Source organism: Planctellipticum variicoloris (assembly GCF_030622045.1).
Lineage (GTDB): Bacteria > Planctomycetota > Planctomycetia > Planctomycetales > Planctomycetaceae > Planctellipticum > Planctellipticum variicoloris.
Genome location: NZ_CP130886.1, coordinates 398,233 through 412,071, shown reverse-complemented (window position 1 = coordinate 412,071; position 13,839 = coordinate 398,233). Strand labels below are relative to the sequence as shown.

11 protein-coding genes are annotated in these 13,839 nt (G+C 63.2%); 6 read left to right on the top strand and 5 right to left on the bottom strand.

Features of this window, described 5'->3' with window-relative positions; genetic code table 11:
* Positions 1-72: 72 nt before the first annotated feature.
* From SH412_RS01640 to SH412_RS01630, 3 genes are all read right to left on the bottom strand, one after another.
* Complete coding sequence (locus SH412_RS01640) at positions 73-1,263, bottom strand: endonuclease/exonuclease/phosphatase family protein (protein ID WP_336521762.1); 1,191 nt, start codon at positions 1,261-1,263, stop codon at positions 73-75.
* Between the two features lie 26 nt (positions 1,264-1,289).
* Entirely contained in the window at positions 1,290-1,727 is a 438-nt protein-coding gene (locus SH412_RS01635) for a hypothetical protein (RefSeq protein ID WP_336521761.1), read from the bottom strand.
* A 94-nt stretch (positions 1,728-1,821) separates the two neighbouring features.
* A complete protein-coding gene (locus SH412_RS01630) occupies positions 1,822-2,985 on the bottom strand; it encodes a DUF1559 domain-containing protein (RefSeq protein ID WP_336521760.1) in 1,164 nt (387 codons plus the stop codon).
* 384 nt (positions 2,986-3,369) lie between these two features.
* Here SH412_RS01630 and aroB point away from each other — a divergent pair, with 384 nt between their 5' ends.
* The gene (aroB, locus tag SH412_RS01625; RefSeq protein ID WP_336521759.1) at positions 3,370-4,506 is read left to right on the top strand and encodes a 3-dehydroquinate synthase; all 1,137 of its coding nucleotides are present in this window, start codon (positions 3,370-3,372) and stop codon (positions 4,504-4,506) included.
* A gap of 15 nt (positions 4,507-4,521) precedes the next feature.
* Here aroB and SH412_RS01620 read toward each other — a convergent pair whose 3' ends face one another.
* Positions 4,522-4,752, bottom strand: a complete 231-nt coding sequence (locus SH412_RS01620; protein WP_336521758.1) for a hypothetical protein — start codon at positions 4,750-4,752, stop codon at positions 4,522-4,524.
* Positions 4,753-5,317: 565 nt separating this feature from the next.
* Here SH412_RS01620 and SH412_RS01615 point away from each other — a divergent pair.
* Complete coding sequence (locus SH412_RS01615) at positions 5,318-6,379, top strand: M42 family metallopeptidase (protein WP_336521757.1); 1,062 nt, start codon at positions 5,318-5,320, stop codon at positions 6,377-6,379.
* A gap of 82 nt (positions 6,380-6,461) precedes the next feature.
* Here the strand turns inward: SH412_RS01615 and SH412_RS01610 are convergent, their stop codons facing one another.
* Positions 6,462-7,229 (bottom strand): M90 family metallopeptidase, encoded by a 768-nt coding sequence (locus SH412_RS01610; RefSeq protein WP_336521756.1) that lies wholly within the window; start codon positions 7,227-7,229, stop codon positions 6,462-6,464.
* Between the two features lie 212 nt (positions 7,230-7,441).
* Here SH412_RS01610 and SH412_RS01605 point away from each other — a divergent pair, with 212 nt between their 5' ends.
* The 4 genes from SH412_RS01605 to speE all read left to right on the top strand — a co-directional run bounded on the left by SH412_RS01605 (position 7,442) and on the right by speE (position 13,823).
* Complete coding sequence (locus SH412_RS01605) at positions 7,442-9,568, top strand: prolyl oligopeptidase family serine peptidase (RefSeq protein ID WP_336521755.1); 2,127 nt, start codon at positions 7,442-7,444, stop codon at positions 9,566-9,568.
* A gap of 47 nt (positions 9,569-9,615) precedes the next feature.
* Complete coding sequence (locus tag SH412_RS01600; RefSeq protein WP_336521754.1) at positions 9,616-10,983, top strand: sulfatase family protein; 1,368 nt, start codon at positions 9,616-9,618, stop codon at positions 10,981-10,983.
* Positions 10,984-11,043: 60 nt separating this feature from the next.
* The gene (glpK, locus tag SH412_RS01595) at positions 11,044-12,561 is read left to right on the top strand and encodes a glycerol kinase GlpK (protein ID WP_336521753.1); all 1,518 of its coding nucleotides are present in this window, start codon (positions 11,044-11,046) and stop codon (positions 12,559-12,561) included.
* Positions 12,562-12,869: 308 nt separating this feature from the next.
* Complete coding sequence (gene speE / locus SH412_RS01590) at positions 12,870-13,823, top strand: polyamine aminopropyltransferase (RefSeq protein ID WP_336521752.1); 954 nt, start codon at positions 12,870-12,872, stop codon at positions 13,821-13,823.
* Positions 13,824-13,839: the final 16 nt, after the last annotated feature.

Below are 13,839 nucleotides of genomic sequence, written 5' to 3'. Positions count from 1 at the left end.
GCGGGGACTGTTTGCCCCTACCATACCCGCCGCGCCGCGGCTCCCCCAGTCGTCCGCGAGAATTGGTCGACGCTACGGCAGCTTCAGATCGACCCAGACCAGCCGGTGGTCGCTGGCAAGCCAGGCGTTCTCCGCTCCCGGCTCACCCTGCGCCGGCCAGTAGACTCCCGTTCCGCCGACCGCGAGGCCCTTGGACGGCAGAACGTAGTCCAGACGGCCGAAGTTGGAAGTCTTGTACGGCAGGTAGTCGCTCAGATTTTGCGGGTTGCTCTGCTCGGCCGCGCCAGGGCTGGTCGGCTGGAGGTCCTTGACGCGTGCGTCCTTCAGCACCCACTCGATCGGGCGACGCCCGTAATCCGCTTCGCTGCGCACGGGGTCGGAGTTCAGATCGCCCAGGAGGACAAACTCCGCGTCGGCGGCGAGCCCCCCCCGCCGACCGCGGTCATCGACGATCCACTCGGATTTCGGATTGCCGGCCAGGTAGTCGCTCCAGAACCGCAGTTCGTCGTGGTTGCGACGTCCGTTGGCATCTTCCGGGCCGTCAAAGATCGGCGGCGTCGGATGGGAGCAGAGCAGGTGAATCGCGCGTCCCCCGATGGTCACCGGGACGTCCCAATGGCTTTTGCTGGAGAGCCGGAAGACATTCATCGACTGCGGCGAATAGAACGCCGGTTTGCCAGCGGTCCCGTCGGGGAGCAGGTTGCCCGGCATCTCTTTCCAGAGCAGCTTTCGAAAGGTGCGAGCTTCGGCGGCATCCAGCGGGAAACGACTCAGCAGCACCATTGCGTATTCGCCGGGGTAGCGGCCGAACCCGTAGGCATCGTTGGGGCCGTCGAGCTTGGAATCCCCGTTGAGGTCGATGTTCGACGGCGTTCCGGTATTCGACGGAGCGTAGAACCGGTAAGGATAGGCAAGGGGCTCCAGACCCGCGCGGGGAACTGCCAGATACCTGCGGAGGAATTCCGCCGCGGCATCTTTCCCGGCCGGCGGTTCGCCGTCGGCGTCGACCGGGCCGGTGTAGTCGATTTCGTTGATCAGCACGATGTCGGGGCGAATCTGCTGCAGAATTGTCGCGGCGGCGACCAGTTGCGGATGGCTGCCCCGTCCCGTCTCATCGACCTGCTGCAGTTTCGGCCAGCTCAATTCCTGAATGTTGAACGTGGCAAAGCGGATCGCTGGGGCCGGTTCCGCCGCCAGGCAATGCGACGATGCACAGTACGCAAGATAGAGGACCAGCAGACGGACCGTGACATCTGACGACATTGGCACTCCTGGCCGGCAGCGCCGGCTCACTGGATCTCGGGAACTTTCACCTGTGAGTTCAGTTTGCGGGCCTCAGCCAGCGCCTCATCAGCCTGCGCCTGATCGTTCTGCTTCATGGCCAGGCGATAGCGTAGAAGATGAATCTCCGACATGTCAGCCGCCTCCTGACTCAGTTCTGAAATTCCAGAGGCGGCTTCGTCGAATCTTTCGAGTCCGATCCACGCCTGAATCCGACCGACGCGCGCTGCTTCGAGCTGATCCGGATTCAATCCGCCGCTCAACGCCGCCGCGAACTTCGTTTCGGCGTTCTGAAAGTCGCCCCCGGCGAGCGCCTCCTTCGCCGCGTCCAGTTCCGCTTGCGCCGATTGTACCGTCGTCGGAGGGACCTGGGATCGATCGCAACCGCAGATCGACAGCCCCGCGGACGCGGCGATGATCAACGTCGCGAGGCATGAGAAACGCATCGGCATTGCCCGCACCCTGAAAACAGAACTGTAGGAGGTTCGCGCGGACTGCAGGCAGTCCGTCGATTGTGGAGGAGGTCGTCTCGACCGGCGATCAGAAGTCGCTGACGACTTCGCCGCCAGCCCGCGTCCCCAGCGCCCGCCAGATTCCGCGATCGATGTTGCTGCTGACGAAGCGAACGGATCCGTCCGCCAACTGGGCATGCACGCCGCCCGTGTGATAGCTGCGGGCAGAAATGATGGCATGCTCCCCGGGAGTGTCGGCGATCGCGCTCCAGTTACCGCAGTCTTTGCCGGTCCAGTTCGGCGGAGCGACGTGGTTGAACATTGTTCCGCTGTAGGCCGCGAACGGCCAGCCGTTGGAGTAGTCGCTGCCCGCCTGCCAGCTTCCGAAGGAGTTGAAGCTGAACGAGTCGATCGTGGCGTAGTTCGCGCAGGCGTTGAACATGACGTCGGGGTCGAGCATGGAGTTCGTCCGTCCGGGCATGGTGACGACGTCGAAGGGCGACGGACGTTCAACGGCCAGATTCTTACCGCTCCCTTTCGCCCGTTCCGAAAACATGACCGTGTTCGACATTCCGTCGGTGAAGTCCCGCTCGGCCAGGGATCGGCCGGCTGTGAACGCGCCGTTGCCGAGGCAACTGAAACTTCCCAGCATCGCCGTATTATTGGTCTGCTGAGTGGTGCTGCTGGCCCCGGCATACGGCGTACTGCCGCCAAAGTTGTAGACGTAGTTGTTTTCCGAAATGACCCGCCCGGAATTGCCTTCCGATGGGCACAGGAACAGCCCGGCGGCGTTGGCGTAGGCCTGGTAGTTTGGATTCGTCGGCGTTCCGCTGGTGGTCAACCGCTGCGAGTGGCGACCGCTGAAGTTGATCAGATTGTAGATATTCGCCTGGTCCATGTAGGGGAGAATGAAGACGTGGACCGAGCGAGTTCCCGTCCAGGAGGTCAGCGCGTCCGACGCGTTGTAGTTGGTGTAGCTGGTTGCCGGCACCCCGTTGGTGACGAGATCCGGCAGCAGCCGTCCGGGCGGAAACTTCGAATGCGACGATGCGTAGTTGTGCAGGGCCAGGCCGATCTGCTTCAGGTTGTTCCGGCACTGCGTCCGTCGGGCGGCTTCGCGGGCCTGCTGGACGGCCGGCAGCAGCAGTGCAATCAGAATCGCGATGATCGCAATGACGACGAGGAGCTCGATGAGCGTGAAAGCTCGTCGACGCGGCGTCGCTCCCCGCTGAAAGTCTCGTGATCGCGTCATGAAAGTTGCTCCGGAATGAAAGAAAGAGTGACCGCGTCGTCGACGATGGACGGACAAAGACCCCTGCGGGTCTACTTGCGACGGGAGGAGTATTCCAAGTCGCGATGAAGATGCCGTTAGCCGGACGTGAAAAGTGCACTAACAGATGAATTACGAGACGTCTCCACATGCGGCGGCCATTGCGAGTCGACCGGGCCGTTGCGGCCTGCAAGTCGAGGCTGAAATCCGGCCTGCGATTTTCGATGAGAACAGCCGGGGAAATTCCAGGCGGAAGAGGATGGGGTGAGCCGGCCGGGAGAATCGCAGCGGCGGGCTTCACGGTGTCATCAAGGGCGTTAGAATCGTCGGGCCATTGCGCGAACGACTGTTTTCAAGGAACCGCCCGTGTCTGTCGAATCCACATCCGTGACCGTTTCGCTGGGAGAGCGGAGCTATGACATTGAAATCGGAAGCGGAATTCTTGCCGACAGCGGCCGTCGGTTTCGGGGCTGGCTGCAGAGCCGGTCGGGAAGCGTACCGGCATCACCGACGGCGTTGATCGTGACTGATGCTCACGTCGGACCGCTGTATGCGGCGACGGTCGCGGCAAGTCTGTCAGCGGACGGCTGGACGTGTCAGACGATCGAATTGCCTGCGGGGGAAACTTCCAAGTCGCTGGAAGTTGTTGCGCAGGTCTACGACCGGCTGATCGCGATGCAGGCGGACCGGCGGACGGTCATCGTCGCCGTCGGCGGGGGGGTGATGGGGGACCTGGCGGGGTTTGTTGCGGCGAGCTGGGTTCGCGGCGTGCCATTTATCCAGGCGCCGACCACGCTGCTGGCTGCGGTGGACAGTTCGGTGGGGGGGAAAACGGGGGTCAATCACCCGCGAGCCAAGAACATGATCGGGGCCTTTTATCAGCCGTGGGGCGTGGCGATCGATCTCGACGCGTTTCAGACGTTGCCGGAGCGGGAGTACCGGGCGGGTCTGGCGGAGGTGGTCAAGTACGGCGTTATTCTGGATGAGAACTTTTTTGCGGAGCTGGAAGCGGGGGTCGAGCGGATCCAGGCTCGCGAGCCGGCGATGTTGCAGCGGATTGTTGCGGCGAGCTGCCAGTTTAAGGCGGATGTCGTCGAGCAGGACGAGTTTGAGCGGACCGGTCTGCGGGCGATGCTCAACTACGGCCACACGTTCGCGCATGCTTTCGAGACGCTTTGCGGATATGGCACGCTGCTGCATGGTGAAGCGGTGTCGATTGGCATGCTCTACGCCAGCCGGCTGGCGGAGCGACGGGGCCTGATCGACGCGGACGTCACACGGCGCCAGCGGTTGCTGCTGGAGCGGCTGGGGATGCCGATTTCGCTGCCTGCAGGTGTCGACCTGTCGAACGAGGCCATTCTCGGGCGGATGCGGCTTGATAAGAAGACGGTCGCCGGCAGTCTGCGATTCATCCTGCCGACGAAACTCGGTCGCGTCGAGACATTCACCGATGTGCCGGAGAGCGACGTTTGCGCGGTGCTGGATGAAATGCGTCCGCGGTAAGCGTTCGCGTCCGGCTCAGCAGACTTCGACGTCGTTGCGGATCGAAGCTTCCTCGGCGGCGTCGAGGGCGGCGTGGCTGATGAGCTGCTTGTGATAGTAGCTGGATGTGCGGCCGGAAATGACGAGCTGGCCGTCTTGGACCTGGACCCGTAGACCGTAGATCACGCTGTTTGTCCGCTGGCGGACATTTTGTTCGACGAGTCTGGCCAGGCGTTCGAGCGAAGGGAGCGGAGCAGCGATCGGCATAACAATCCTCCTTGCACAGTGACTCTTGATGCAGCCCGTGTCAGTGAGTCCGGTACGGACTCAATAGCCCGGAAATCGCATCCGACCTGTCAGGACGACCGCAACGGGCCATCTCTCCTGGCCGGCTGGTCCCTGATGAGCTGCAGAAACGTCGCTGTTTCCGCCTGCGCACCTCCTTGTGGCACCCACAGACCTGATCGGCGAACCGATCTTGCCGATGAAGTCATTCACCGACACCCTTTGCGGCAGTGATTCCACCGCGTGCCGACAGCAGGCCAAGCTGGCCCCGGGCAGGTGACTTCACTGTAGGCCCACGACTTCAATCGGTCAAACGAAAACCGTTCAGATGACGTCAAATTTAGCGAGTTCCGGCAGGATGCAGCGGACGAGGGTTTCCCCGTTCGACGTCAAGTTACCCAGCTTCCAAGCTCCGGAAATCGACGATCCACGGATGTCGTCGTTTGTGGGCGCACGTCACCAGCGGAGGTCGGCGACGCTGGATTTCGTCGCCGCCAACGGATAATCAATTCTTCACAGACGAAATCACTTTCTCAGGACGCCGACGATGCTGACCGACGCGGAATCCCAGTTTCTCAAAGACCTCCTCCACGCACCCAGCCCGTCGGGATTCGAGCGTCCGGTGCAGAATGTCGTGCGGGAGTATGCGCGGTCATTCGGGGCGGAAGTTCGAACGGACTGGCACGGCAACGTCATCGTCGTCGTCAATCCGGGGGGATCGCCCCGGATTATGCTGGCGGGGCATTGCGACCAGATCGGCCTGCTGGTCAAACACGTCGACGACCGGGGCTTTCTCTGGGTTCATGCGATTGGCGGCTGGGATCCGCAGGTGCTGATCGGCCAGGCGGTTCAGGTCTGGACCCGCCAGGGGCCGATCAGCGGCGTCATCGCCCGTAAGCCGATCCATCTGCTCTCACCCGAGGAACGGAAAGTTGTCCCGGAAATCAAGAACCTGTGGGTCGACATTGCCGTCCGCGACGGCGAGGAAGCCCGGTCGCTGGTCGAGATCGGCGATCCGATCACCGTCCAGCTTGGCTTCCGCCCGTTGCGGAACAATCTGGTCTGCGGACCGGCCATGGACAACAAAGTCGGCGTCTGGACGGTGATCACCGCGGCTCGGCGCGTCGCCGAGGGGAACCCGCAAGCGGCAGTCTATGCGGTCTCGACCGTGCAGGAAGAAATCGGTCTGCGAGGGGTGCAGACGAGTGCGTTTCAGATCGATCCGCAGCTCGGCATTGTCGTGGACGTGACGCACGCCACCGACTGCCCGACGGTTGAGGAGTCGCAGTTCGGCCGCGTGAAGGTCGGCCAGGGGCCGGTCCTCTACCGCGGCCCGAATGTGAACCCGGTCGTCCTGGAGCGACTGCAGCAACAGGCCGGGGCGTCGGGAATCCCGACGCAGCTCAATGGTCTGGCGGTTCCCGCCAGCAACGACGCCGCCCAGTTGCAGCTATCCCGGGGCGGGGTGGCAACCGGCCTGGTCTGCATTCCGAACCGCTACATGCACAGCCCGGTGGAAGTCGTCTCGCTGGACGACCTCGACCACGCGGCGACGCTGATCGCGAAGTTCTGCCTGTCGGTGACGCCGGTGTGCGATTTTACGCCGTGAGTGAGTCGTTGATGGTTGATCGTCTATGGTTGATCGTTGATGGTCGGAGAAGAGCATCCTTCGTTCGATCGACTATCAACGATCAACGAATTCGCTCCGCCGGATCCTGCCGGTAATAGCCCCGGTACAGCTCGTAGAGCCGCGGGTGTTTTTCGGCCATCTCGCGGGGACGCTCAAAGAATGTCTCGCAGGTGACGGCGAAGAATTCGGCCTCGTTGGTCGCGCCGTAGGCGTCGAACAGGGTTCGGCGACCTTGTTCGGTCAGTCGCTGCAGCTTGCGGAATTCGAGAGGCACGATTTCGGCCCAGGCGTTCGCCTGCTCCGGCGTGGACAACGCAGGGGCGCCGTCGACGTTGTGGTCGGCCATATCCAGCAGGTGGGCGAATTCGTGAATCACGACGTTGCGCCCCGCGGGGGCCTCGAAGCAGTCGCGAGCAACTTCGCGCCAGGAGAACAGCACCGGCCCCTGGTAGGCGGCCTGTCCGAGCAGCGGCAGATCCTGATCCATCGGTCCCCAGGGAGTTCGCCGGGGCTGCCGGGCGACGAATGTGTCCGGGTAGATCAGCACCGACAGCAGACGTTCAAAGGGGATCTCCGGGAAGCCGAGCCCCATCAGGGCCGCGTGCGAGGCGATCGTGACCTGCATTTCCGCCGTCACGACGACGCCATTGCAGCCTTCCCATTGCTTCTCATCGATAAACAGCAGCGTTCGCTCCCGCAGAAGCTGGCGCTCGGCGTCGGAGAGTCCGTGAAAGTGCCGGCAGCGGGTCTGCACCAGTTGCTCGCACTCCTCCGGAAACGGCTGCGCCAGACGCTTCTTCCGTCGCCACGCTTTCCACCAGCCCAGCACGCATGTCTCCCCGAACTCACGTTATCCGATGCCTTTTTTCGCCACGGCTCGGCGCTGCCTCTGCAGAACGCACACAGTCTCCCGCCGGATCACGTCGTCGTAAAGCCAGTCGCGCGGCTTGCCTCCCCGGTGGCGGCTTGGTCCAATCGGTTCCTGCGGCCGCGCTTTCGCACGGCTCGGATGTCCGGCTTTTGGTTTGAAGGATCCCCGAGATGGTCTTACGCGGCGTGCTGGCGGTAATTCTGGCCGGGGGAGTGAGTACGTCGATGGCGGATGAATTCAAATATCCCGCAACGAAGACCGTCGATCAGGTGGACGAGTTCCACGGCAAGTCGGTCGCCGATCCTTACCGGTGGCTCGAGGACGACGTGCGAGAAAGCGCCGACGTCAAAGCCTGGGTCGAGGCGCAGAACAAACTGACGTTCGGATTTCTGGAGCAGATCGCCGAGCGGAACGTGATCCGCGAGCGGCTGACGAAACTCTGGAACTACGAAAAGTTCTCCGCGCCCTCGCGGAAGGGACCGCGCTACGTCTTCAGCAAGAACAACGGCCTGCAGAACCAGTTCGTCCTCTACACTCAAGACACGCTCGACGCCGAACCGGCAGTCCTGATCGACCCCAATACCTGGTCGAAGGACGGCACCGTCGCCCTGGCGGGGACCGCTTTCAGCAAGGACGGCAAGTACCTGGCTTATGGCGTGCAGGACGCCGGTTCGGACTGGCGCGTCTGGCGCGTGATGGAAGTGGCGACCCGCAAGCTGCTCGACGACGAGTTGCGCTGGGTCAAGTTCAACGAACCGAGCTGGCTGAAGGATGGCAGCGGATTCTTCTATGCCCGCTACCCGGAGCCGGAATCCGGAGCGGCCTTCCAGACGCTGAACCTCAACCAGAAGATCTACTTCCACAAACTCGGCACGAAGCAATCGGAAGATGTCCTCGTCTTCGAGCGGCCCGACGAACCGAAGTGGGGTTTCCAGGCTTCGGTGAGCGACGACGGCAAGTACGTGGTGATCACCACCTGGATCGGCACCGACGACAAGTACCGGATCTTCTACAAGCCCGTGGCAGACCTCGCCGCCCCGGCGGTCGAACTGATCGACAACTTCGACCACGAATACACATTCCTCGGCAACGACGGCAGCACGTTCTACTTCCGGACGGACCTCGACGCCCCCCGGAAGCGCGTGATCGCCATCGACATCGAGAAGCCGAAGCCCGCCGACTGGCGCGAGCTGATCCCGCAGGCCGAAAATGTCCTGTCGGGCGTCTCGCTGGTCGGGAACACGTTCATCGCCGAGTACCTCAAAGACGCTGTCTCGCAGATCAAGCTGTTTGACACCGCGGGCAAGTTCGTCCGCGACCTTTCGCTCGAAGGGATCGGCTCGGCGGGCGGCTTCACCGGCGACCGGGAAGACACCGAAACATTCTATACGTTCTCCAGCTTCGCGACGCCCCCCAGCATCTACCGCCATGATCTGCAGACCGGCGAGACGAAGCTGATCCGACGGGCCAACGTCGATGTCAATCCGGAGAACTACGTCGTCCGGCAGGTCTTCGCCACCAGCAAGGACGGCACCCGCGTGCCGATGTTCATCGCTCACAAGAAGGGGCTGCCGCTGGACGGCAATCAGCCGACGCTCCTCTACGGCTACGGCGGCTTCAATATTCCTCTCACACCCGGCTTCAGCGTCTCTCGCGTCCTCTGGATGCAGATGGGGGGCGTGATGGCGGTCGCCAACCTCCGCGGCGGCGGCGAGTATGGCGAAGACTGGCACAAGGCCGGCACCAAGCTCAAGAAGCAGAACGTCTTCGACGATTTCATCGCCTCCGCCGAGTGGCTGATTGCGAACAAGTATACGAGCCCGAAAAAGCTCGCCATTCAGGGAGGGAGCAACGGCGGTCTGCTGGTCGGCGCCTGCATCACGCAGCGGCCCGACCTGTTCGCAGCCGCCCTGCCCGCCGTCGGCGTGATGGACATGCTCCGCTTCCACCGCTTCACCGCGGGACGGTTCTGGGTCGACGACTACGGCTCGGCCGACGATCCCGACGAATTTCAGGCCCTGTACGCCTACTCGCCCTATCACAATCTCAAGCCGGGGACGGCCTACCCCGCGACTCTGGTGACGACTGCGGACACCGATGACCGCGTGGTTCCGGGCCACAGTTTCAAATTCGCCGCCCGTCTGCAGGCGTCGCATGAAGGACCGAATCCGGTGCTGATCCGGATCGAAACCCGCGCCGGACATGGTTCGGGCAAGCCGACCGCCAAGATCATTGAGGAGGCCGCCGACCAATGGGCCTTCCTGGTCCGAGTCCTCGGCATGAAGCTGCCGGAATAGCCATCGCGTCGCGCCATCCCGATTGACTAACTCCGGAGTCTGCCGACATGCGACTGCTGCTGAGTCTCTGCCTTCTGTCGCTGGTGGTCCCCGTCGCCGGGGCCGCGGAGGCCACGTCAAAACGGCCGAACATCGTCCTGATCCTCACTGACGATCAGCGGTTTGACACGCTCGGGTGCCTGGGGCATCCCGTCCTCAAAACGCCTCACCTCGACGCTTTGGCGAACCGCGGCACAATCTTCCGCAACTCGTTCGTGACGACATCGATCTGTGCGATCAGCCGGGCCTGCCTGATCACAGGCCAGTATGCCTCCCGACACGGCATTCAGAACTTCGCCAAACCGCTGACTGCCGAGCAGCTCGCCAGCTCGTTCCCCGTTCGTCTCCGGCAGGCCGGCTATCGGACGGGCCTGGTCGGTAAATGGGGGCTGGGAGGCCAGCTTCCCAAAGACTCCTGGGATTATTTCACGGGCTACAGCGGTCAGGGGCAGTATTTCAAGCCGGGCGAAAAGGGGACCGGCGAACATCTGACCGATACCCAGCGGGACGAAGCGCTGCAGTTCCTCGCAGGCTGCAATGCCGACCAGCCCTTCCTGCTGCAGGTCTACACCAAAGCCGCCCACTGCCAGGACGGCGATGCGTGGCAATACCAGCCCGCTCCGCGCTACAAGACCCTCTACGAAGACGTCACCTATCCACGTCCCGTGACAGCCACAGAAACCGACTTCCAGGCGCAACCGCACTTCCTGCAGACCTCCGAAGCCCATAACCGCTGGAAGCTGCGGTTCACCGAAGAGCTGTTTCAGCCGACTGTCCGGGACTACTTCCGGTTGGTCCAGGGGATCGACGACCTCGCGGGGGCTCTGACGGCGCGACTCAAGGAGCAGGGGCTCGCGGAAAACACCGTCTTCATCTTCACCTCGGACAACGGGCACTACCTCGGCGAACACGGCCTCGCCGGCAAGTGGTTCATGCACGAGGAGTCGATTCGGGTGCCGCTGTTCGTCTCCGATCCCCGCGTCGCGACCGGCGCCCGGGGTCAGAATCGCCAGGAATTCGCCCTGACCATCGATATCGCCCCGACGATCTTCGATCTCGCCGGCGTTGCCCCCTCCCCTGGCCTGCAGGGCCGGAGCCTGGCGCCCATCGTGCGGGGAGAGCAGCCCGCCAACTGGCGACCGGAATACTACTACGAGCATCGGTTCGTCCATCCGCACATCGCGCAGACCGAAGGGATTCGCACTGCGCGCTGGAAATACACCCGCTACATTTCCGAAACGCCGGTTTACGAAGAACTGTTCGATCTCGCCGCCGATCCCTATGAGCGGAAGAATCTGGCGAATCAGCCCGAGTCGACAGCCGTTCTGGCGGAGCTGCGTCAGAAAACGGATGCCGCGTACGCGGAAATCAAGTAACGTCTCCCCGTCTCGCTGCTGCTGCTGAATCGATTGACGTCACCGACGGAGAAATCCCCCATGTCGCGCTGCATTCTGGCTCTCGATCAGGGAACGACCTCCAGTCGGGCCATTGCGTTTGGCGAACAGGCGCAGGTGCTGTCGGTCGCGCAGCGGGAGTTTCCGCAGCTCTATCCGTCGCCCGGCCACGTTGAGCACGATCCAGAGGCGATCTGGGAATCGCAGCTTGCCACGGCGAAGCAGGCGCTGCATCAGGCCGGCTGCTCCGCCACGAAAGTCGCTGCGATCGGCGTGACGAACCAGCGGGAAACGACGGTCCTGTGGGACCGCCAGACCGGCAAGCCCGTTTCCAACGCCATCGTCTGGCAGAGCCGGATCACTGCCGACATCTGTGCCCGACACAAGGCCAACGGTGAAGAAGAAGTCGTCCGGCAGAAAACTGGCCTGGTGCTCGATCCCTACTTCTCCGGTACGAAGATCGAATACCTGCTCGCGCAGAGCCCTGACCTGCGCGCCCGGGCCGAACGGGGCGACATCCTCTTCGGGACAATTGACAGTTTTCTCTTCTGGCGACTCTCTGGCGGCAAACTCCATATTACGGATGCAAGCAACGCCAGCCGGACGCTGCTGTTCAATCTGCAGACAGGCGACTGGGACGACGAACTGCTGAAGCTGTTCGGCGTTCCGCGGGCCATGCTGCCCCAGGTGCGGGCCTCGAGCGAGGTCTACGGCGAGACCGATTCGTCTCTCTTCGGCCGTCCGATTCCGCTGGCCGGTTGTGCCGGCGATCAGCAGGCGGCGACCTTCGGTCAGACCTGCTTTGCTCCCGGCAGCGCCAAGAACACCTATGGGACCGGCTGCTTCCTGCTGCTCAACACGGGAAATACTCCGGTGCATTCGCAGCACGGATTGCTGACGACGGTCGCCTGGAAGATCGGCGACGTGACGACCTATGCTCTCGAAGGGGCCGTCTTCGTTGCGGGGGCCGCGGTTCAGTGGCTGCGGGACGGGCTCAACGTGATCGCCTCGGCCGGCGAAACGGAGGCTCTGGCGGCGTCGCTGACTCAGAATGACGGCGTCTATCTGGTCCCTGCCTTCGTGGGTCTCGGCGCCCCCTACTGGGATCCTCAGGCCCGCGGCATCCTTGTCGGACTGACGCGCGGCACCAGCCGCGCCCACCTGGCCCGCGCCGCCCTCGAAGCGATGGCCTATCAGACCTGCGACGTCCTGCAGGCCATGCAGCAGGACCTCGCCGCTCAACCACAGGGGGGTTCCAGCGCTTTGACCGTTCTGCAGGTTGACGGCGGCGCCACCGCGAACTCGTGGCTGATGCAGTTCCAGGCAGACTTGCTCGGACTGCCGGTTCGTCGGCCCGTCGTGCAGGAAACCACGGCTCTTGGAGCGGCCTATCTGGCCGGCCTGGCTGTCGGCGTCTGGCAGAATCAGGACGAACTTCGCAAGCACTGGGCTCTCGACCGGGAGTTTCGACCGGAGATTGCCGCCGAGTCGCGCGCCAGCCTCTACGCCGGCTGGCGGCGCGCGGTGGAACGCTCGCGCGGCTGGGCCGTCGAAGGTTAACGTCTCTCGCTCCCAGGCTCTCTGCATCTCTCCGAGCGTCGCGCCTTCGGTCCGTCGCCCGGATTTCATGCTTCGGATTTCGGATTTCCGTTCTCTCTGATTACCATGCGTTTTTAGTGCCGCGTTTCAAGCCGATGGGATCCTCCTCAGGGTGGCTGGGGTCGGCTGCTTTGGGCCGCCCCCAGCGAGATGGTACGAAGCTGGAGCTCGAAGACTCGACCCCAGCCACCCGCCGCTTCTGAAGAGGATCCCGCAATTCGGCAGCATGACACGAGCATCCCGACGACCCTTGACCCCGCGAGACATCCATGCCGGGCGCTTTGCTCGCTGCTGACCTCTGGATCAGCGAATACCTCACTCCCTGCGACGTCTGGCAGCATGGCGTCACGCGTTTACTCGCGCACCGTCAAACGTCTTTTCAGGAAATGTCCATCGTCGAGTCGGGTCCGTATGGCAAAGCCCTCGTTCTCGACGGCAAGTGGCAGACTTGCACTGGCGACGAATTCCTCTATCACGAGCCGATCGTCCACGTTCCCTGTTCGCTGCACGGCGCACCGAAGACGGTTCTGATTGCCGGCGGGGCCGACGGCGGCGCCCTCCGCGAAGCCCTGAAGTGGAAGTCGGTCGAGCGGGTTGTCGTCGCCGATATTGACGGCGAAGTCATTCAGGCCTGCCGGGAGCTCCTCCCCGAAATCCACCAGGGAGCGTTCGACGACCCGCGGGCCGAGATCGCTGTCGGCGACGCCTGGGACTATGTCGCCTCCACGCCGAACACCTGGGACGTGATCATCGCGGACCTGACCGATCCGATCGAAGAAGGCCCTGCCTTCAAGCTCTTTACCCGCGAGTTCTTCGCCCTCTGCCGAAATGCGCTGCGGCCGGGGGGCCTGTTCGTCAACCAGGCCGGTTCGATGTCTCCGCCGCTGTCGCATCTGCTCAGCCGGGTCGTCAAGACGATCGGCTCCGTCTTCCCCCAGACGTCGCTGATCTCGGCGAACGTCCCGACTTACGGCTCGCAGTGGGGCTTGGCGCTGGCCAGCGATCGGCTGCTCAACACCCGGCCGGATCCCGCTGTAATTGACGAACTGCTGGCGACGTCGCTGCAGGGGCAGCCGCTGCGAATGTTCGACGGTCAGACGCTGCTGGGGCTGCTGCAGTGGCCCAAGTATCTCCGCGACGCGGTCGCCGCAGAGACCTGCATCTACACCGTCGATGCTCCGCCGAAGTTCTTCGGTCAGTCGCTCGGCACGGGGAAATCCTGAATTGCCGGAGCCGGGC

Bases quoted from the DNA above. Each gene is read 5' to 3' on its own strand.
- SH412_RS01640 (WP_336521762.1), bottom strand. From the start codon at position 1,263: ATGTCGTCAGATGTCACGGTCCGTCTGCTGGTCCTCTATCTTGCGTAC.
- SH412_RS01635 (WP_336521761.1), bottom strand. From the start codon at position 1,727: ATGCGTTTCTCATGCCTCGCGACGTTGATCATCGCCGCGTCCGCGGGG.
- SH412_RS01630 (WP_336521760.1), bottom strand. From the start codon at position 2,985: ATGACGCGATCACGAGACTTTCAGCGGGGAGCGACGCCGCGTCGACGA.
- SH412_RS01620 (WP_336521758.1), bottom strand. From the start codon at position 4,752: ATGCCGATCGCTGCTCCGCTCCCTTCGCTCGAACGCCTGGCCAGACTC.
- SH412_RS01615 (WP_336521757.1), top strand. From the start codon at position 5,318: ATGCTGACCGACGCGGAATCCCAGTTTCTCAAAGACCTCCTCCACGCA.
- SH412_RS01605 (WP_336521755.1), top strand. From the start codon at position 7,442: ATGGTCTTACGCGGCGTGCTGGCGGTAATTCTGGCCGGGGGAGTGAGT.
- SH412_RS01600 (WP_336521754.1), top strand. From the start codon at position 9,616: ATGCGACTGCTGCTGAGTCTCTGCCTTCTGTCGCTGGTGGTCCCCGTC.
- glpK (WP_336521753.1), top strand. From the start codon at position 11,044: ATGTCGCGCTGCATTCTGGCTCTCGATCAGGGAACGACCTCCAGTCGG.
- speE (WP_336521752.1), top strand. From the start codon at position 12,870: ATGCCGGGCGCTTTGCTCGCTGCTGACCTCTGGATCAGCGAATACCTC.